Raw genomic sequence first — 20,074 nt, forward strand, 5'->3', positions numbered from 1 at the left:
GCGCGGCGGAAATGCACGGGGGATCGGGATGGGCGGCCTGGCTGGAGCTGAAACGACGAATGCGCTGATCGAAGCGCCTGCCGTTCTCGAGCAATCCGCAGCGCGGCGCCACTGAAATCTTTAGATGCGTACCGCTGCGTTCCACATATCTGGTTCGCTAATTGGCCCGTATCATTCGTGTTCCGTTGGTCTATTGATCGTATCTCCGATCAACGCTGCAATCTCTCCCCCCGGTGCATCGGTTACCGCCGTCGTGCTCGATCCGCTTTCCATCGTCGACAATGAATGTCGGGTTGACCATGCAAGTCCCTTGCAGACGATGCATCGGACCACCGCCCCCCCGATTCCTCCCATCGCCTTTCAGCCAAATACCTCAGAATCCGTACGAAATGAACGCTTTATTCGGCATGTCCACGTAAAATTTGTAAATCCTCATCTCGGCACTTAAAACGATGAACGCCGCCATTCAGGTAGCCCGGGCCGTTTGCCCGCACGATTGTCCGGACACGTGTGCGATGCGTGTGACTGTCGAAAGCGGCAAGGCGATCAAGGTCACGGGCGATCCCGACCATCCGCCGACACAAGGCGTGTTGTGCACGAAAGTCAGCCGATACGCCGATCGCGTTCATCACCCCGACCGCCTCACCGTCCCGCTCAAGCGCATCGGCGCGAAAGGGGAAGGGCATTTCGCACCGATCAGCTGGAACGAGGCATTCGATGAGATCGGCCTTCGTCTCGGCGAAATCGCGGCGCGCGCACCGGAAGCGATCGTGCCGTACAGCTATGCGGGGACGATGGGGCTTGTGCAGGGGGAGGGCATCGCCCAGCGGTTCTTCCACAAGCTCGGCGCCTCGCGGCTCGAGCGCACGATTTGTGCAGCGGCCGGCGCAGCGGGGTTGCGTTACACCTATGGCGGTAGTCTCGGCATGCACCTCGAGCATTTCGAGGAAAGCGAACTGATTCTGATTTGGGGAGCAAACCCGATCGTGTCGAGCCTGCATTTCTGGACGCGCGCGCAGGAAGCGAAGCGCCGAGGCGCGCGTCTTGTCGCCATCGATCCGTACCGTTCGCTGACAGCGGAGAAGTGTCACCAGCACATCGCGTTGAAACCAGGCACCGACGGCGCATTCGCACTCGGCATGATGCATGTGCTGATTACCGAAGACCTGCTCGATCACGACTACATCGCCAGCCATACGCTCGGCTTCGACGCGCTCAAGGAACGGGCGATGTCCTATCCGCCGGCACGCGTTGCGCAGATCTGCGGTATCGACGTGTCGGAACTGATCGACCTTGCGCGTCGCTACGGTGCTACCCGCAAGGCATCGATCCGCCTCAACTACGGCATGCAGCGCGTCCGCGGCGGCGGCAACGCCGTCCGCGCGATCGCAAGCCTGCCGGCGTTGACGGGCGCATGGCGGGATCGGGCCGGCGGGCTGCTGCTCTCGTCGTCGGAATTCGCGCCGGTCAACCAGGCCGCGCTGCTGCGTCCGGATTTGATGCCGGGTTGGCCCCACACGCTGCCGCGCATCATCAACATGAACGCGATCGGCGACGCGCTTTTGCATCCGGGCGACGCAACCTTCGGGCCGAAGGTCGAAGCGGTGATCGTGTACAACTCGAACCCGGTGGCGGTCGCGCCGGACGCCTCGAAGGTCGCGGCGGGGTTCGCGCGTGACGATCTGTTCACGGTCGTTCTTGAGCATTTCAAGACAGATACCGTCGACTTCGCCGACATTGTGCTGCCGGCAACCACGCAGTTCGAGCATCTGGACATCCACAAGTCGTACGGCCACACCTACGTGATGGCGAATTTGCCGTCGATTCCCCCAGTGGGAGAGGCACGGCCGAATACGGAGATCTTCCGCGGCATCGCGCGCAGCATGGGGCTCGACGAACCCGCGCTTTATCACAGCGACGAAGAGGTCGCGCGCGCGGCGCTCCGCTGGGACGATCCGGTGCTCGACAGCGACTGGGACACGCTGAAGCGCGCGGGCTGGCTGAAGCTCAAGCTGCCGGAGGCGCCGTTCGCGAACGGCGGTTTCCGTACGCCGTCCGGCAAGTGTGAGTTCCACAGCCCGCGACTCGAGCAGATGGGCATGGATCCCGTGCCTGACTACCTGCCGCCGTTCGAATCGGCCGAGGCCGCACCCGAGCTCGCCGCACGCTATCCGCTCGCCATGATTTCTCCGCCGGCGCGCCACTTCCTGAACAGTACGTTCGTGAACGTCGACAGCCTGCGTCATACCGAAGGTGAGCCGCATCTCGACATCCACCCGGCTGACGCCGATGCGCGCGGCATCGCCGAAGGTGACGTCGTTCGCATCTTCAACGACCGCGGATCGATGCAGGCGCGCGCGAGAATTACCGATCGCGCACGCGCAGGGCTCGTCGTCGGGCTATCGATCTGGTGGAAGAAGCTGTCACCGGACGGCAGAAACGCGAACGAAGTGACGAGCCAGAAGCTCACCGATCTTGGCAATTCGGCGACGTTCTACGATTGCCTTGTGGAAGTTGAACGCATTTGATCGGATATCACCGTATGATCAGACGATTTTCCACGGAAGTTCGAAGTGGACATCTAACCCTGTTGTCTCGGGACGAGCGAGCCGTTACGATGCGTTTTAGCACGACCATTCGAAAATCTGTGAGGAGACGGGCAGTATGGATAAAATTTGGCTGAAATCGTACCCGCCCGGCGTTCCAGCCGAAATTGACGCGTCTCCTTATCCCTCTGTCCCCGACCTGCTCGACGAAAGCTTCCGGCAGTACCGCGACCGCACGGCGTTCGTCTGCATGGGCAAGGGCATCACGTACGGCGAACTCGACAAGCTGTCGCGCCAGTTCGGTGCGTGGCTGCAATCGCGCGGGCTCGCGCGCGGGGCGCGCGTCGCGATCATGATGCCGAACGTGCTGCAATACCCCGTGGCGATCGCCGCGGTACTGCGCGCGGGCTACACCGTCGTCAACGTCAACCCGCTCTATACGCCGCGCGAGCTCGAGCATCAGTTGAAGGACAGCGGTGCGGAGGCGATCGTCATCCTCGAGAATTTCGCGTCGACGCTGCAGGCCGTCATCGCGAATACGAGCGTCAAGCACGTCGTCGTCGCATCGATGGGCGATCTGCTGGGCATCAAGGGATGGCTCGTCAACTACGTCGTGCGCAACGTCAAGAAGATGGTGCCTGCCTGGCAGCTGCCGTCGTTCACGCGCTTCAAGGCCGCGCTGTCGGAAGGTGCACGCCAGGCATTCAAGGCGCAGAAGATCGGCCCCGATGACGTCGCGTTCCTGCAGTACACGGGCGGTACGACCGGCGTGGCCAAGGGGGCGACGCTGCTGCACCGGAACATCGTGTCGAACGTGTTGCAGGCGGGTGTCTGGCATCATCCGGCTCATGAGAAGTTTCCGGAGGTGAAACAGTTCGTGACCGTTGTCGCGCTGCCGCTGTATCACGTGTTCGCGCTGACCGTCTGCGGATTCCTGACGCTGCGTACGGGCGGCATGGGCATCCTGATCCCGAATCCGCGCGACATCACCGGCATGATCAAGGAACTGAAGGGCTACCAGATCTCGACGATCCCGGCAGTCAACACGCTGTACAACGCACTGCTGAACCACCCCGAATTCAATCAGCTCGACCTGTCGAAGCTCGTGATCGCCAACGGCGGCGGCATGGCGATCCAGGAAGGTGTCGCAAAACGCTGGTACGAAAAGACCCATACGGCGATCATCGAAGGCTACGGGCTGTCCGAAACGTCGCCGGTGGCGACTTGCAACCCGGTGACGGCGACCGAGTACAGCGGGACGATCGGCTTGCCGCTGCCGTCGACCGAAGTGGCGATTCGCGACGATGCGGGCAACGACGTCGCGCTCGGCGAACCCGGCGAAATCTGCATCCGCGGGCCGCAGGTGATGGCCGGCTACTGGAACCGGCCGGACGAAACCGAGAAGGTCATGTTCGCGGACGGCTTCTTCAAGACGGGCGACGTCGGCGTGATGGATGCGCGAGGTTACGTGAAGATCGTCGACCGAAAGAAGGACATGATCCTCGTATCGGGCTTCAACGTGTATCCGAACGAAGTCGAGGATGTGGTCGCGTCGCATCCGGGCGTGTTCGAGGTGGCGGCGGTCGGCGTGCCCGACGAGCATTCCGGCGAAGCCGTGAAGCTGTTCGTCGTGAAGAAGGACCCGGCGCTCACCGACAAGGACATCCTCGCCTACTGCAAGGAGCGGCTCACCGGCTACAAGCGGCCGAAGCTGGTCGAGTTCCGGACGGAACTGCCGAAAACGAACGTCGGCAAGATCCTGCGGCGCGAACTGCGCGACGGACGCGCATAACGGCGGTCGATCTGAACGAAGAGCCCGGCTTGTGCCGGGCTTTTCGTTTGCGGTGCGGCCCGGAAGAGGCTGTTTCCGAACGAGTTCGCTCCCGGAATGGCTTTGCGGCGGTGGCAGTGCGTTTCGACGCAGCAGAGACGGCACGGCGCCCCCGAACAGCGTGTCGCAGCCGGTACGATTCGCCGCGCTCCCGCTTTCAACGGCATCGACCGGAAAAGAAAAAGGCGCCCGAAGGCGCCTTCAATATGCTGCGGCTTGTCAGGCAAGCTGATTAGAACTTGTGACGGATGCCGATGCGTGCGGCGACCTGGTTGCTGGTGCTCGAACCTGCGAGACCGTTGATCGCTGCCGTTGCCTTCAGGACGTCGCCGTCCGAGTCGAGCACGTTGCCCGATGCGTGCTGGTACACGCCGATCGCGTAGACGTCGGTGCGCTTCGACAGGAAGTAGTCGACGCCCAGCGAGCCCTGGTGATACTTGGCTGCCGAGTTGCCGTCGATCTTGCTGCCTTGCGTGTAGTCGTATGCTGCGCCGAGAATCAACGCCGGGGTCAACTGATACTTGAAGTTGATTTCGCCGTTGTTGAACGTCGCCGTCTGGTTCACGAACGGGCCTGCCGAGAAGCCCTTGAACTTGACGTTCGAGTACGTCGCGCCGATCGTCGCCGCGCCGAACGTGTAGGCGCCGCCAGCACCGATGACCTGGTACGTGTTCGCGTTGTTCGCATACGCACCGTAGACCGGCGACGAGACCGACGAAGACGTGGAACCGTTGTTGAACATGCCGCCGAACTGGTTCGGCGTACGTGCGTTCAAGTAACCGACGCCCAAGACCAGCGGGCCGTTGTTGTAGCCTGCGCCGAGCGACCAGACCTGGTTCTTCGAGAACTGGCCTGCCTGACCGCCGAAGCTGTACAAGCCGCCGAACGAGAAGCCGCCGTAGCTCTGGCTCGTGAACTTGACCGCGTTGTTCACGCGATAGGCGTTGTTGAAGTTGTCGAGGTCACCCGGGTGAGCGGCGATGTAGCCACCCCACTGGTCACCTGCCTCGAGCGGGCCGACGAAGTCGACGACGGAGTCGTACTGACGACCCAGCGTGACGGTACCGTACTGGCTCGACAGGCCGACGTAAGCCTGCCGACCGAACATCAGGCTGCCCTGACCGAGCTTGCCGCTGTTCACGTCGAAACCGTTTTCGAGGGTGAAGATCGCCTTCAGGCCGCCACCGAGGTCTTCGGTGCCGCGCATGCCGAAGCGGCTGCCTTGCATCACGCCGCTGGCCATGCTGTAAAGGTGCTTGCCGTCTGCATTGTTGTTGAAGAGCAGGCCTTCATCGATGATGCCGTAAAGCGTCACGCTGCTTTGCGCATGGGCAGCGCCAGCGAACGCACTCAGCGCGACGAGCGCGAGAAGCGACTTTTTCATTAACGGATCTCCAAAATTCACTGAATTTTTCTGGCGGGGCGGATAGTTATGTTCTGCCGACGGGCCCCAACAACTTCGCAAGAAGTCGCACGTAATGTAGCAAAACCGTTTTTTGCCACAAAGCGAAATGCCGCAGCTCAAGGTCGCCATGTTTCCTTTATGCAACAATGGTTAAAATCACGGGTTAACCGCAATTTCCGCTGAATAATCAAGTCGGTTACGCAGCGGACTCGTGCCCTTGCCGCTCGCGGCAGCACCTGCAGCCAGGAGAACAGGATGGTGTTTGATGAACTGATCAGCGAATTCGATCGCGGCCTGCGATCGCTGACCGGCATTAGCCGGATGAGCCGGCCGGTGCCCGCGCCGGCAGAGGCGCCGACCGTCGAACTGACGCCAGCGGAGCGTACGCATGCCGCCGGGCTGATGCGCGTGAACCACGTCGGCGAGGTCTGCGCGCAGGCGCTCTACCAGGCGCAGAAGCTCACTGCGCGTACGGCGTCGGCGAAGGCAATGTTCGAAGAGGCTGCGCGCGAGGAGGAGGACCACCTCGCGTGGACCGCCCACCGCCTGAAGGAGCTCGACTCGCGCCCGAGCCTGCTGAATCCGCTCTGGTATGCAGGTTCGCTCGCGATCGGCGTGGCGGCCGGCGCGCTCGGCGACAAAGTCAGCCTCGGCTTCATGGCCGAGACCGAGCGGCAGGTCGAGAGCCATCTCGAAGGCCACATGTCCGAGTTGCCGGCGGCCGATACCGCGTCGCGTGCGATCGTCGACCAGATGCGTATCGACGAAGTGAAACACGGCAAGGCCGCGGCCGACGCGGGCGGGATCGAGCTGCCGCTGCCCGCGCGAATGCTGATGCGCGCCGCGTCGAAAGTCATGACGAGCACTGCGTACTATCTGTGAGATTCGCACCGGGGCGATGTGTGACGTCGCCCCGGTTCCCCGCCGCTGATACCGCCCGTTTATTCCTCGTTTTCCCGCCCCCGAAAGCCCCGTCCGCACACCCGTCTGGCCCGTCTTTCTCACGTATCACCTTCACAAGTTGCACTAGCTCATTCATTTATAACGGTTTTTGGAATGAAGGGGCGCATGAGCATGTGCGCGTAAGTCCTTGTTCTAACTAACAAAATTCGTCAAAAAAGCGGGCCGCTCCCTTGACCGTGCCACACCCTTCCTCTAAAGTGGGAGACAGTGTGAGAAAGTGTATTTTTGTGTGATTTGGCGGGCTGTTCCGGCTAAATTCTCAGCATTGAGCGGGTGCTTCGGTGCCCTGAACGGGAGAGCGGAAAGTGTTCCAAGGGGCGTCGGCGCTGACGCTCGATGCGAAAGGGCGGATGTCGGTGCCGGCTCGCTATCGCGAAGCGCTGCAAGGACAGGCAGAAGGACGGGTGACTGTGACCAAGCACCCGGACGGCTGCCTGTTGCTGTTTCCGCGCCCCGAATGGGAAGTATTTCGCGCCAAGATCGCCGCGCTGCCGATGGACGCGCACTGGTGGCGGCGCATTTTTCTCGGCAATGCGATGGATGTCGATCTCGACAGCGCGGGCCGGATTCTCGTATCGCCCGAGCTGCGCATGGCAGCCGGACTGGAAAAGGAAGTCATGTTGTTGGGAATGGGTAGTCACTTCGAGCTGTGGGATTCGCAAACCTACAACGCGAAGGAGCAGGCGGCGATGGCGCAGGGCATGCCCGATGCGCTGAAGAATTTCACGTTCTGATTGCGGTGACGGAGACGCCCGCGATGGGAAACGAATTGCAGCATCGGACCGTGTTGCTGGACGAAGCGGTCGAGTCGCTCGTGACGCGGCCGGACGGCATCTATGTCGACGGAACGTTCGGGCGCGGCGGCCATAGCCGTGCGGTGCTCGCGCGGCTGGCGTCGGCCGGGCGGCTGATCGCGTTCGACAAGGATCCGAGGGCGATCGAGACGGCGCAGGGCATCGAGGATGCGCGCTTCTCGATCGTGCATGACAGCTTTGCGTCGATGCGCGACGCGCTTGCGGCGCGCGGCGTCGAGAAGGTGTCGGGTGTGTTGCTTGACCTGGGCGTGTCCTCGCCGCAGGTGGACGATCCGGCGCGCGGCTTCAGCTTCCGCGTCGATGGTCCGCTGGACATGCGGATGGATCCGACGCGCGGCGAGTCGGCGGCGGAATGGCTCGCACGAGCTTCGGTGCAGGAATTGACGGAGGTGATACGGGATTATGGGGAAGAACGGTTTGCTTTTCAGATTGCAAAGGCGCTTGTTGCTCGCCGGGCAGAGTCCGACCGTCTTGGGCCTCTCGACACCACGGGCGAGCTTGCCCAAATCGTGGGTCACGTCGTCAAAACCCGTGAGAAGGGCAAGGATCCGGCAACCCGCACCTTTCAGGCTATACGGATTCACGTCAATCAAGAGCTTGCGGACCTGCAAGTCGTACTAGACGCGGCACTGTCGGTGCTGGAGCAAGGGGGGCGGCTGGTGGTCATCAGCTTTCATTCACTCGAGGATCGGATCGTCAAGCGATTCATGCAGGCGCACGCGAGTGCGCCTGCGGTCGATCGTCGCCTGCCGATCCGTGCCGTCGACCTCCCGAGCCCGCCGCTCAAGATCATCGGCCGCCAGTTTCCGAGTGAAGCGGAAGTTGCTGCGAATCCGCGCGCCCGCTCGGCCGTGATGCGCATCGCGGAGCGCGTCACGCCATGAGCCGCTTCAATATCTTCCTGCTGATCATCGTGATGGGTTGCGCGTTGTCGGTCGTCAATTCGACGAACCAGCAGCGCCAGATCTTCATCCAGCTGCAGCGTGCGCAGTCGCAGGAGCGTCAGCTCCAGCAGGACTACGCGCAGCTTCAATATCAGCAGAGCGCGCTGTCGAAGACGTCGCGCATCGAGCAGCTTGCGAACGATTCGCTGAAGATGCAGCCGATCACGACCGGCCGCACGCAATACCTGACGCTGCCGCCGGGCGCAGCGAAGGCGATCGATGCACCGATCCCGGCTTCGGCGGACACGGCCGGCAAGGGCAAGGGCAAGGGGGGCGCGCGATGAAGCCGTCCCAGAAGCGCCAGAACGTGAAGTTCTCGTCGAGCCCCGTGCTGGGCGTGCATCTGCCGATGTGGCGCTCGAAGCTCGTCGTGTTCCTGCTGTTCATGGCGTTCGTCGCGCTGGCCGCGCGCGCGTTCTGGATTCAGGGGCCCGGCAACGCGTTCTACCAGAAGCAGGGCGAAAGCCGCTACCAGCGCACGCTGGAGCTGCCGGCGACGCGCGGCAAGATCCTCGACCGTAACGGGCTCGTGCTCGCGACGAGCCTGCCCGTGCGCGCGATCTGGGCGATTCCCGACGCGGTGCCGGACGATCTCGACGCCGACAAGGTCAACCAGCTCGGCAAGCTCCTCGGCATGACGCCGAAGGAACTGCGCGTCAAGCTGTCGGAAGACAAGGGCTTCGTCTACGTCAAGCGCCAGGTGCCGATCGACGTCGCGGACAAGGTCGCCGCGCTCGACATTCCCGGCATCTATCAGCGCAACGAATACAAGCGCTTCTATCCGGAAGGCGAGATCACCGCTCACCTGATCGGCTTCACGAACGTCGAGGACGAAGGGCAGGAGGGCGTCGAGCTGGGCGACCAGAAGATGCTGTCCGGCACGTCGGGCGTGCGTCGCGTGATCAAGGACCGGATGGGGCACATCGTCGAGGACGTCGCCGAGCAGATTCCGCCGCACAACGGCACAGACGTCGACCTGTCGATCGATAGCAAGATCCAGTACATCGCGTACGCGAACCTGAAGGCCGCCGTCGAGAAGTTCAAGGCGAAGGCCGGCGCGGCGATGGTCGTCGACGTGCGCACCGGCGAGGTGCTCGCACTCGTCAACTATCCGACGTACAACCCGAACGACCGTTCGCACCTGACCGGCGAGCAGTTGCGCAACCGGATCATGACCGACGTGTTCGAGCCGGGCTCGATCATGAAGCCGTTCACGGTGTCGCTCGCGCTCGACCTGCACCGCGTGACGCCGAACACGCTCGTCGAGACGGGCAACGGGCATTTCGTGCTCGACGGCGCACCGATCACCGACGACGCGGGCTTCGGCACGCTGACGGTCGGCGGCGTGATCCAGAAGTCGAGCAACATCGGCGCGACGAAGATCGCGATGACGATGCGGCCCGAGGAAATGTGGAATATGTATACGAGCATCGGCCTCGGCCAGGCGCCGAAGGTCGGGTTCCCGGGCGCGGTGGCCGGCCGCCTGCGTCCGTGGAAGAGCTGGCGCCGCATCGAGCAGGCGACGATGTCGTACGGCTACGGCCTGTCGGTGTCGCTGTTCCAGCTCGCGCGCGCCTATACGGCGATCGCGCATGACGGCGAACTCATGCCGGTGACCATTTTCAAGACCGACCCCAACCAGCCGGTCGTGGGTACGCAGGTGTTCAACCCGACCACCGCGCGCGAAGTGCGCGCGATGCTCGAAACGGTGGTGGCGCCGGGCGGCACGTCGCCCGATGCGGCCGTGCCGGGCTATCGCGTCGGCGGCAAGAGCGGCACCGCTTACAAGCATGAAGGTCACGGCTACACGCGCAAGTACCGCGCGTCGTTCGTCGGGATGGCGCCGATGCCGAATCCGCGCATCGTTGTCGCGGTGTCGGTCGACGAGCCGACCGCCGGCAGCCACTTCGGCGGCCAGGTGTCAGGCCCCGTATTCTCGGCGATCGTCGGCGACACGATGCGTGCGCTGAACGTGCCGCCGAACATGCCGATCAAGCAGCTCGTCGTGTCTGACGATTCGCCGGCCGCACCTTCCGCGACGGGGCCGCAAAAGCTGGCCGCGGGTGGCGGTGCAAAGCATATGATCGTGTCCAGCACGACGCGTAATTCACCAGGAGTTGTTCGATGAGCGCCGCTCGCAGTTCCCATCCGGCGCATCAGCAGATCGCAGCCGCGCTTGCGTGGCTGCGTCAGCATGTGGCCCCCGCGGCGCAACTGCATGCCGACACGCGCAGCCTCAAGGCTGGCGACGTGTTTGTCGCGTATGCAGTCGACGGGGCAGACAATCGTGCCTTCATTGCCGACGCCGTCGCGCGCGGTGCGGCCGCCGTGCTGTATCAGCCGGAAGGGCTGGCCGCTGCGCCGGCCGTTCCTGTCGCGCTTGCGGTGCCCGCGCTTGACCAGCTCGCCGGCGAGATCGCCAGCGGCTGGTACGGTGATCCGAGCGACAGCCTGCTCACGGTGGGTGTGACCGGCACGAACGGCAAGACCTCGTGTACGCAATGGATCGCTGCCGCGCTGACGGTGCTGCACCAGCCGTGTGCAGTGATCGGCACGCTCGGCACCGGGATGCCCGGCCAGCTCGTGCCGACCGGCTTCACGACCCCCGATGCGTCGCAATTGCAGCGCAGCCTTGCGCAATTGCGCGACGCGGGCGCGAAGGCCGTGGCGATGGAGGTGTCGTCGCACGCGCTGCATCAGGGGCGCGTGAACGGTACGGCCTTCGACGTCGCAGTGTTTACGAACCTCACGCAGGATCACCTCGACTATCACGGCACGTTCGATGCGTACGAGGCCGCGAAGGCGAAGCTGTTCGCGTGGCGCGGCCTGCGTGCGGCGGTCGTCAACCGCGACGATGCAGCCGGGCAGCGCCTGCTCGAGAAACTGGCTGGCCGCGTGCGCACGATCGCGTACGGGATCGGCGACGCGCCGGCGCCGGACGCCGATCGCGAACTGGTCGCGCTCGACGTGCGCGCCACCGCGACCGGCACGGCGTTCCGCCTGCGTTCGTCGTGGGGCGACGCGGACGTCGAGGTCGGCACGCTCGGCACGTTCAACGTCAGCAACCTGCTCGCGGTGCTCGGCTCCTTGCTCGCGGCCGACGTGCCGTTCGACGCGGCGCTCGCCGAGATCGCACGGCTCGAGTCCGTCAACGGCCGGATGCAGCGGCTCGGCGGCCGGCTGCAGAACGACGAACCGCTCGTCGTGATCGACTACGCACACACGCCCGACGCGCTCGAAAAGACGCTCGACGCGCTGCGCCCGATCGCCACGGCACGCGGCGGCCGGCTCGTCTGCATGTTCGGCTGCGGCGGCGATCGCGATGCGACGAAGCGTCCGCTGATGGGCGCGATCGCGGAGCGGCTCGCCGATGAAACCGTCGTCACGAGCGACAACCCGCGCAGCGAGGATCCGCAGCGCATCATCGACCAGATCGTCGCGGGCATGACCGCGCCCGATCACGCACGCCGTATCGAGGATCGCGCGAGCGCGATCCTGCAGGCCGTGCGCGGCGCCGCACGCGAGGATGTCGTCGTGCTGGCCGGCAAGGGCCACGAGGCCACGCAGGAAATCATGGGCAAGAAGCGCACGTTCTCCGACCAGGATCACGCGCGGCTCGCGCTGGCAGCGCGCGCGACGCACGGCAAGGGAGGCGCCGAATGACGATGCTCAGTCTCGGCGAAGCCGCCCGCCTGATCCCCGGCGCAACCGTCCACGGCGACGCGGGCGTCACGTTCGACCGCGTGTCGACGGACAGCCGCATGGCCGGCCCCGGCGACCTGTTCGTCGCATTGAAAGGCGAGCGCTTCGACGCGCACGACTTCCTCGGCGACGTCGCTGCGCGCGGTGCCGCCGCGGCGCTGGTCGCGCACGTGCCGGCGGGCGTCGCGATGCCGGTGATCGAAGGCGGCGAAACGCGCGCCGCGCTTGGCGCGCTCGCACACGGCTGGCGCAAACGATTCGCGCTGCCGCTCGTCGCGGTGACGGGCAGCAACGGCAAGACGACCGTCAAGGAAATGATCGCGTCGATTTTCGCGGCGGCGGTCGGCGCCGACGCGCGGCTCGCGACGGCCGGCAACCTGAACAACGATGTCGGCCTGCCGCTGACGCTGCTGCGCCTGGCGGCCGCGCATCGTCTCGCGGTGATCGAGATCGGGATGAATCACCCGGGCGAAACCGAAGTCCTCGCGCGGCTCACCGCGCCGACGGTCGCGCTCGTCAACAACGCGCAACGCGAGCACCAGGAATTCATGGCGACGGTCGAAGCCGTCGCGCTCGAACACGCGGCCGTGATTCACGCGCTGCCGCCGGACGGCGTTGCGGTGTTCCCGGCCGACGATGCATACGCGGGCATCTGGCGCGTCGCGGCGACCGGCAACCGGATCCTCGATTTCGCGCTGCACGATGCCGAACGGCAGAACGGCGCGCAGGTCACGGGCCGCCTGCACGGCGGCGAACTCGCGATCGACACGCCCGCGGGCACCGTCACGGTGCGGCTGCGCGCGCTCGGCGAGCACAACGCGCGCAACGCGCTGGCCGCGACGGCCGCTGCGCTGGGCGCCGGCGTTGCGCTGTCGGCGATCAAGCAGGGCCTCGAATCGTTCGAGCCGGTCAAGGGCCGGCTGCAGGTGAAGCAGGCGATTGCAGGCAGCCTCGCGGGTGCAACGGTCGTCGACGATACGTACAACGCGAATCCCGATTCGATGCGTGCCGCGATCGACGTGCTCGCCGTGCAACCGGCACCGCGCGTGCTGGTGATCGGCGACATGGGCGAGGTCGGCGACGAAGGGCCGGCCTTTCATCGCGAGGTCGGCGCCTACGCGCGCGAGCGCGGGATCGACGCGCTGTTCGCGCTCGGCGACGCGTCGCGCGATGCCTGCACGGCATACGGTGGCACGGCCCGCCATTTCGGCGACGTCGGCACGCTGGTCGAAGCCCTGCTCGCGGCGGGCTACGGTGCGCAGGCGACGCTGCTCGTGAAGGGCTCGCGGTACATGAAGATGGAGCGCGTGGTCGACGCGCTGACGAACCAACCCGCGGCGGGCACGGCGCCCGCTGCACACTGAGTAGAAGGAAGGAAGCATGCTGCTGGCGCTGGCGCAATGGCTGCAAGGAGACGCAAGCTTTTTGCGCTTGTTCACGTACCTCACGTTCCGGGCGGTGATGGCCACCATCACCGCGCTGGGGATCGGGCTCGTGTGCGGACCGTGGGTGATCCGCAAGCTGACGCAAATGAAGGTCGGTCAGGCCGTGCGCAAGGACGGCCCGCAGACGCACCTGGTCAAGTCCGGCACGCCGACGATGGGCGGCGTGCTGATCCTGATCGGCATCGCGGTCGCGACGCTGCTGTGGGGCGACCTGACGAACCGTTTCATCTGGATCGTGATGCTCGTCACGTTCGGTTTCGGCGTGATCGGCTGGGTCGACGATTACCGCAAGGTCGTCCACAAGGACCCGCGCGGAATGTCGTCGCGCGAGAAGTATTTCTGGCAGTCGGTGATCGGGCTGTTCGCGGCCGTCTACCTTGCCTTCAGCGTGTCCGAGGCGAACAACGTGCGCGTGTTCGACCTGTTCATGGCGTGGGTGCGCAGCGGCCTGTCGATGGGACTGCCGGCACGCGCCGACCTGATGCTGCCGTTCCTGAAGTCGATCAGCTACCCGCTCGGCGTGTGGGGCTTCATCGTGCTGACGTACTTCGTGATCGTCGGCGCGAGCAACGCGGTGAACCTGACCGACGGCCTCGACGGCCTCGTGATCATGCCGGTCGTGCTGGTCGGTGCGTCGCTGGGTGTGTTCGCGTACGTGATGGGCAGCGCGGTCTATTCAAAATACCTGCTGTTCCCGCACATTCCCGGCGCGGGCGAACTGCTGATCTTCTGTTCCGCGATGGGTGGGGCAGGGCTCGCGTTCCTCTGGTACAACACGCACCCCGCGCAGGTGTTCATGGGCGACGTCGGCGCGCTGGCGCTCGGCGGCGCGCTCGGCACGGTCGCGGTGATCGTGCGCCAGGAAATCGTGCTGTTCATCATGGGCGGCATCTTCGTCGCGGAAACGCTGTCGGTGATGCTGCAGGTTTCGTGGTTCAAGTACACGAAGAAGCGCTACGGCGAAGGGCGGCGTCTGCTGAAGATGGCGCCGCTGCATCACCATTTCGAATTGTCCGGCTGGAAGGAAACGCAGGTGGTCGTGCGTTTCTGGATCATCACGCTGATGCTGTGCCTGTTCGGTCTGACCACCCTCAAGCTGCGGTAAAGGAAAGGTAACAAGGATGTCTGGCGAGATGTTTGGAGATCGGCAACGGCCGATGGTGCTCGTACTGGGGCTCGGGGAATCGGGTCTCGCGATCGCGCGATGGTGCGCGAGGCACGGGTGCCGGCTGCGTATTGCCGATACCCGCGAGGCGCCGCCGAACCTTGCCGCGTTGCAGGCCGAAGGCATCGATGCGGAATTCGTCGGCGGGGCGTTCACGCCTGCGCTGCTCGACGGCGGCGTCGAGCTCGTCGGGCTGAGCCCCGGACTGTCGCCGCTCGAACCGGCACTCGCGGCGCTGGTCGCGGCCGCGAACGAGCGCGGCGTCGCGGTGTGGGGCGAGCTGGAATTCTTCGCGCAGGCGCTGCGTGCGCTCGGCACGAGCGGTTACCAGCCGAAGGTGCTCGCGATCACGGGCACCAACGGCAAGACCACGACGACGAGCCTTACCGGCCTGCTGTGCCAGCGCTCAGGCAAGAAGGTCGCCGTCGCGGGCAACATCAGCCCCGCGATGCTCGATCGGCTCGCCGGCGCGATCGATGAAACCGCATTGCCCGACGTGTGGGTGCTCGAACTGTCGAGCTTCCAGCTCGAGACCGCGCGCACGTTCGCGCCCGATGCGGCCGCGATCCTCAACATCACGCAGGACCACCTCGACTGGCACGGCAGCTTCGATGCATACGCGCAGGCAAAGGGCCGGATCTTCGGCGCGACGACCACGCGCGTACTGAACCGTGACGATGCGGCCGTGATGAAGTTCGCGCCGGCAGCCGGCGCGGCCGATGCGCCGCGCACGGTCACGTTCGGCCTGAACGAACCGGTGCAGGACGGCGACTACGGGCTGTCGCGCGACAACGGCATCGCGTGGCTGGTCGAAGCCGTCGATCGCGATGCGCCGGATGAAGCTGCGACGACGAGCCGCCGGCGCAAGCGCGATGCCGCGCATACGCCCGACATCGTGCAAAAGCGCCTGATGCCGGCCGACGCGCTGCGCATTCGCGGCCTGCACAACGCGGCGAACGCGCTGGCCGCATTCGCGCTCGCACGCGCGATCGACCTGCCGGCCGCACCGCTGCTGCACGCGCTGCGCGAGTACCGCGGCGAAGCGCATCGCGTCGAAGTGATCGCGACGATCGACGACGTGGACTACGTCGACGACAGCAAGGGCACGAACGTCGGCGCGACGGTTGCCGCGCTCGACGGGCTTGCGCAGAAGATCGTGCTGATCGCGGGCGGCGATGGCAAGGGTCAGGATTTCGCACCGCTGGTTGCGCCGGTCGCGCGCTGGTGCCGCGCGGTGATGCTGATCGGTCGCGATGCGCCGGCCATCCGCAACACGCTCGCCGAAACGGGCGTGCCGCTCGCCGACCACGCGACGCTCGAAGGCGCGGTGCACGCGGCGGCCGACCTCGCGGAGCCGGGCGATGCGGTGCTGCTGTCGCCCGCCTGCGCGAGCCTCGACATGTTCAGGAACTACGCCCATCGCGCGGATGTGTTCCGCGCGGCGGTCGACGAAATCGCCATCGACAAAGGAGCGACGCCATGAGCTGGTCAGATCGCATCGTCTCCCGTTTCAACGATCGTCGCGACACCGGCGGCAATGCCGCGGGCGGCCGCGTCGCGTCGGCCACGCGCGCCGCGACCGGCGGCCTCGCGAGCGTCGTCAATGGCGTGCGCCCGAGTCGCTCGCGGATGCTCGACTTCGACTACTCGCTGCTGTGGGTCGCGATCGCGCTGCTCGGGCTCGGCGTCGTGATGGTGTATTCGGCGTCGATCGCGATGCCCGATTCGCCGAAATACGCGTCGTATCACGATTACGCGTTCCTGATGCGCCACTGCATCTCGCTCGTCGTCGCGTTCATCGCGGCGGTGATCGCGTTCCGCGTGCCGGTGTCGACGTGGGACAAATACGCGCCGCAGCTCTTCCTGATCGCGCTCGTCGGCCTCGTGATCGTGCTGATCCCGCACGTCGGCAAGGGCGTGAACGGTGCGCGCCGCTGGATTCCGCTTGGCATCACGAACATGCAGCCGTCGGAAATCATGAAGCTCGCGGTGACGATCTACGCGGCGAACTACACGGTGCGCAAGCAGGAGTACATGCAGAGCTTCGCCAAGGGCTTTCTGCCGATGGCGTTCGCGGTCGGCCTGGTCGGTGCGCTGCTGCTGCTCGAGCCGGACATGGGCGCGTTCATGGTGGTCGCGGCGATCGCGATGGGCGTGCTGTTCCTCGGCGGCGTGAACGGCAAGCTGTTCGGCGGCCTCGTTGCGACCGCGATCGGCACCTTCACGATGCTGGTGTGGCTGTCGCCGTGGCGTCGCGAGCGGATCTTCGCGTACCTCGATCCGTGGGACGAGCGCTACGCGCAGGGCAAGGCGTACCAGCTCACGCACTCGCTGATCGCGTTCGGACGTGGCGAGTGGTTCGGCGTCGGCCTTGGCGGTAGCGTCGAGAAGCTGAACTACCTGCCGGAAGCGCATACCGACTTCATCCTCGCGGTGATCGGCGAGGAGCTCGGTTTCGTCGGCGTGCTGGTCGTGATCCTGCTGTTCTACTGGATCGTGCGCCGCGCGTTCGAGATCGGCCGCCAGGCGCTCGCGCTCGATCGCACGTTCGCGGGCCTGATGGCGAAGGGTATCGGCATCTGGTTCGGTGCGCAGACCTTCATCAACATGGGCGTGAACCTCGGGCTGCTGCCGACCAAGGGCCTGACGCTGCCGCTCGTGAGCTACGGTGGCTCGGGCATTCTGCTGAACTGCGTCGCGCTCGCGGTGCTGCTGCGGGTCGACTACGAAAACCGGGTGCTGATGCGCGGAGGGAAGGTATGACCGCGTCGCAACGCACACTGATGGTGATGGCAGGCGGCACCGGGGGGCACGTGTTCCCCGGGCTCGCAGTCGCGCACCGGATGGAAGCGGCGGGCTGGCGCGTCGTGTGGCTCGGCAATCCGGCCGGGATGGAAGCGACGCTCGTGCCGAAGCACGGTATTCCGATGGAATATGTCCGGTTCGGCGGGCTGCGCGGCAAGGGCCTGAAGACCAAGCTGACGCTGCCGTTCAACCTGCTGCGCGCATGCGGGCAGAGCCTCGCCGCGCTGCGGCGCGTGCGGCCCGACGTCGTGCTCGGGATGGGCGGCTACATTACGTTCCCGGCGGGCGTGATGACCGCGCTGTCGGGGCGTCCGCTCGTGCTGCATGAACAGAATTCGATCGCGGGCCTGACGAACAAGGTACTCGCGAAATTCGCGAAACGCGTGCTCGTCGCGTTCCCCGGCGCGCTGCCGCACGCGGAATGGACGGGTAATCCGATTCGCGCGGAACTTGCCGGCACGGAAGCGCCCAAAGCACGCTATGCATCGCGCAGCGGCCCGCTGAACGTGCTGGTCGTCGGCGGCAGCCTCGGTGCGGCCGCGCTGAATGAAGTCGTGCCGCGCGCGCTGGCGATGCTGACGCCGGGCGAACGCCCGCGCGTCGTGCACCAGGCCGGCGCGAAGCACATCGACGCGCTGAAGGCGAATTACGAAGCGGCCGGTTTCGCGGCCGGCGAAGACGTGCGGCTCGTGCCGTTCATCGACGACATGGCGGCCGCGTATGCGGCGGCGGATCTCGTGATCTGCCGGTCGGGTGCGATGACGGTGTCGGAGATCGCGGCGGTGGGCGTGGCGGCGCTGTTCGTGCCGTTCCCGTACGCGGTCGACGATCACCAGACGAGCAACGCCGCGTTCCTCGCCGATGCGGGCGCGGCCGTGCTGGTGCAACAACGCGACCTGTCGGCGGAACTGCTTGCCGACTGGCTGCGCGGCCAGTCGCGGGCATCGCTCGCGGAGATGGCGGAACGTTCGCGCTCGCTGGCGAAGCCCGAGGCCACCGACGAAGTCGCGCGCGTGTGCGCGAAGGCGGCCGGCGCGAACCTGGAAGAACTGCAATGAAACACATCGTCAAACACATTCATTTCGTCGGGATCGGCGGCGCGGGCATGAGCGGCATCGCCGAAGTGCTCGTCAACCTCGGCTACGAGGTCAGCGGCTCGGACCTGTCGCGCAACGCGGTGACGGATCGTCTCCAGGCGCTCGGCGCACGGATCGCGATCGGCCACGACGCGGCGAACATCGAGGGCGCGAACGCGGTCGTCGTGTCGACGGCCGTGCGCTCGGACAACCCGGAAGTGCTGGCCGCGCGCGCGAAGCGCGTGCCGATCGTGCAGCGCGCGGTGATGCTGGCGGAGCTGATGCGCCTGAAGCAGGGCATCGCGATCGCCGGCACGCACGGCAAGACCACGACGACGAGCCTCGTCGCGAGCGTGCTCGCGGCGGGCGGGCTCGACCCGACCTTCGTGATCGGCGGGCGCCTGATCAGCGCCGGCGCGAACGCGCGGCTCGGCACGGGCGACTTCATCGTCGCCGAGGCCGACGAGTCGGACGCATCGTTCCTGAACCTGTATCCGGTGATCGAAGTCATCACGAACATCGACGCCGACCACATGGACACCTACGGCCACGATTTCGCGCGGCTCAAGCAGGCGTTCATCGAATTCACGCAGCGCCTGCCGTTCTACGGCAGCGCGGTCGTGTGCGTCGACGATCCGAACGTGCGGCAGATCATCCCGTTCATCTCGAAGCCGGTCGTGCGCTACGGACTGTCGCCGGACGCACAGGTACGCGCGGAAGACATCGATGCGCGCGACGGCCGCATGCATTTCACGGTGATCCGTGAAGGGCGCGCGCCGCTCGCGATCGTGCTGAACCTGCCGGGCCTGCACAACGTGCAGAACGCGCTCGCGGCGATCGCGATTGCGACGGATCTCGGCGTGGCGGACGACGCGATCCAGCAGGCGCTGGCGGAATTCAACGGCGTCGGCCGGCGCTTCCAGCGCTACGGCGAGGTGCCGACCGCGGACGGCGGCCAGTACACGCTGATCGACGACTACGGCCATCACCCGGTCGAGATGGCCGCGACGATCGCCGCCGCGCGCGGTGCGTTTCCGGGCCGCCGCCTCGTGCTGGCGTTCCAGCCGCACCGCTACACGCGCACGCGCGACTGCTTCGACGATTTCGTCAACGTGCTGTCGACGGTCGACGCGCTGGTGCTGACGGAAGTCTACGCGGCGGGCGAGGCAGCGATCTCGACCGCGAACGGCGACGCGCTGTCGCGCGCGCTGCGCGAGGTGGGGAAGGTCGACCCGGTGTTCGTCGCGACGGTCGACGACGTGCCGGACGCATTGGCGAAGGTCGCGCGGAACGGCGACGTGGTGATCACGATGGGCGCGGGCTCGATCGGCGGCGTGCCGGCGAAGGTTGCGCAGCACACTCAACAGAAGGCATGAC

The 20,074-nt window shown here is 65.6% G+C and carries 15 protein-coding genes; 14 read left to right on the forward strand and 1 reads right to left on the reverse strand.

Going from position 1 to position 20,074, the window contains the following annotated elements; translation table 11 throughout:
* The first annotated feature begins 452 nt into the window (after positions 1–452).
* Both HWX36_RS24375 and HWX36_RS24380 read left to right on the forward strand, forming a co-directional pair.
* The gene (locus HWX36_RS24375) at positions 453–2,528 is read left to right on the forward strand and encodes a molybdopterin oxidoreductase family protein (protein ID WP_175955511.1); all 2,076 of its coding nucleotides are present in this window, start codon (positions 453–455) and stop codon (positions 2,526–2,528) included.
* Positions 2,529–2,664: 136 nt separating this feature from the next.
* Positions 2,665–4,338 carry a long-chain fatty acid--CoA ligase gene (locus HWX36_RS24380; RefSeq protein ID WP_175955512.1) on the forward strand — a complete coding sequence of 558 codons (1,674 nt, stop codon included), beginning with the start codon at positions 2,665–2,667 and terminating at the stop codon, positions 4,336–4,338.
* A 271-nt stretch (positions 4,339–4,609) separates the two neighbouring features.
* On the opposite strand, the gene HWX36_RS24385 is transcribed toward HWX36_RS24380, so the two are convergent.
* The gene (locus tag HWX36_RS24385) at positions 4,610–5,761 is read right to left on the reverse strand and encodes a porin (protein ID WP_175955513.1); all 1,152 of its coding nucleotides are present in this window, start codon (positions 5,759–5,761) and stop codon (positions 4,610–4,612) included.
* A gap of 276 nt (positions 5,762–6,037) precedes the next feature.
* Here HWX36_RS24385 and coq7 point away from each other — a divergent pair, with 276 nt between their 5' ends.
* The 12 genes from coq7 (at position 6,038) to murC (ending at position 20,073) form a co-directional block, all read left to right on the forward strand.
* Complete coding sequence (coq7, locus tag HWX36_RS24390; protein ID WP_175955514.1) at positions 6,038–6,664, forward strand: 2-polyprenyl-3-methyl-6-methoxy-1,4-benzoquinone monooxygenase; 627 nt, start codon at positions 6,038–6,040, stop codon at positions 6,662–6,664.
* Between the two features lie 386 nt (positions 6,665–7,050).
* The gene (mraZ, locus tag HWX36_RS24395) at positions 7,051–7,479 is read left to right on the forward strand and encodes a division/cell wall cluster transcriptional repressor MraZ (protein ID WP_006487094.1); all 429 of its coding nucleotides are present in this window, start codon (positions 7,051–7,053) and stop codon (positions 7,477–7,479) included.
* Positions 7,480–7,502: 23 nt separating this feature from the next.
* Positions 7,503–8,444 (forward strand): 16S rRNA (cytosine(1402)-N(4))-methyltransferase RsmH, encoded by a 942-nt coding sequence (rsmH, locus tag HWX36_RS24400; RefSeq protein WP_175955515.1) that lies wholly within the window; start codon positions 7,503–7,505, stop codon positions 8,442–8,444.
* A complete protein-coding gene (gene ftsL, locus HWX36_RS24405; RefSeq protein WP_175955517.1) occupies positions 8,441–8,788 on the forward strand; it encodes a cell division protein FtsL in 348 nt (115 codons plus the stop codon). The genes rsmH and ftsL overlap by 4 nt, the downstream gene beginning before the upstream one ends.
* Positions 8,785–10,632 carry a penicillin-binding protein 2 gene (locus HWX36_RS24410; protein WP_175955519.1) on the forward strand — a complete coding sequence of 616 codons (1,848 nt, stop codon included), beginning with the start codon at positions 8,785–8,787 and terminating at the stop codon, positions 10,630–10,632. Before ftsL ends, HWX36_RS24410 begins: the two co-directional genes overlap by 4 nt.
* Positions 10,629–12,167: a UDP-N-acetylmuramoyl-L-alanyl-D-glutamate--2,6-diaminopimelate ligase gene (locus tag HWX36_RS24415; protein ID WP_175955521.1), complete on the forward strand. Its 1,539-nt coding sequence runs from the start codon at positions 10,629–10,631 to the stop codon at positions 12,165–12,167. The genes HWX36_RS24410 and HWX36_RS24415 overlap by 4 nt, the downstream gene beginning before the upstream one ends.
* Positions 12,164–13,570 carry a UDP-N-acetylmuramoyl-tripeptide--D-alanyl-D-alanine ligase gene (gene murF / locus HWX36_RS24420; protein ID WP_175955523.1) on the forward strand — a complete coding sequence of 469 codons (1,407 nt, stop codon included), beginning with the start codon at positions 12,164–12,166 and terminating at the stop codon, positions 13,568–13,570. Before HWX36_RS24415 ends, murF begins: the two co-directional genes overlap by 4 nt.
* 16 nt (positions 13,571–13,586) lie before the next feature.
* Positions 13,587–14,756, forward strand: a complete 1,170-nt coding sequence (gene mraY / locus HWX36_RS24425) for a phospho-N-acetylmuramoyl-pentapeptide-transferase (RefSeq protein ID WP_006477019.1) — start codon at positions 13,587–13,589, stop codon at positions 14,754–14,756.
* A 28-nt stretch (positions 14,757–14,784) separates the two neighbouring features.
* Positions 14,785–16,299 (forward strand): UDP-N-acetylmuramoyl-L-alanine--D-glutamate ligase, encoded by a 1,515-nt coding sequence (gene murD, locus HWX36_RS24430; RefSeq protein WP_175955525.1) that lies wholly within the window; start codon positions 14,785–14,787, stop codon positions 16,297–16,299.
* Positions 16,296–17,579, forward strand: a complete 1,284-nt coding sequence (gene ftsW / locus HWX36_RS24435; protein WP_175955527.1) for a putative lipid II flippase FtsW — start codon at positions 16,296–16,298, stop codon at positions 17,577–17,579. The genes murD and ftsW overlap by 4 nt, the downstream gene beginning before the upstream one ends.
* A complete protein-coding gene (murG, locus tag HWX36_RS24440) occupies positions 17,576–18,679 on the forward strand; it encodes an undecaprenyldiphospho-muramoylpentapeptide beta-N-acetylglucosaminyltransferase (protein ID WP_175955529.1) in 1,104 nt (367 codons plus the stop codon). The genes ftsW and murG overlap by 4 nt, the downstream gene beginning before the upstream one ends.
* Complete coding sequence (murC, locus tag HWX36_RS24445; RefSeq protein ID WP_175955531.1) at positions 18,676–20,073, forward strand: UDP-N-acetylmuramate--L-alanine ligase; 1,398 nt, start codon at positions 18,676–18,678, stop codon at positions 20,071–20,073. Before murG ends, murC begins: the two co-directional genes overlap by 4 nt.
* Position 20,074 lies beyond the last annotated feature (1 nt).

The sequence above is a fragment of the Burkholderia sp. BCC0405 genome, assembly GCF_902833075.1.
In the GTDB taxonomy this organism is placed as follows: Bacteria; Pseudomonadota; Gammaproteobacteria; order Burkholderiales; family Burkholderiaceae; genus Burkholderia.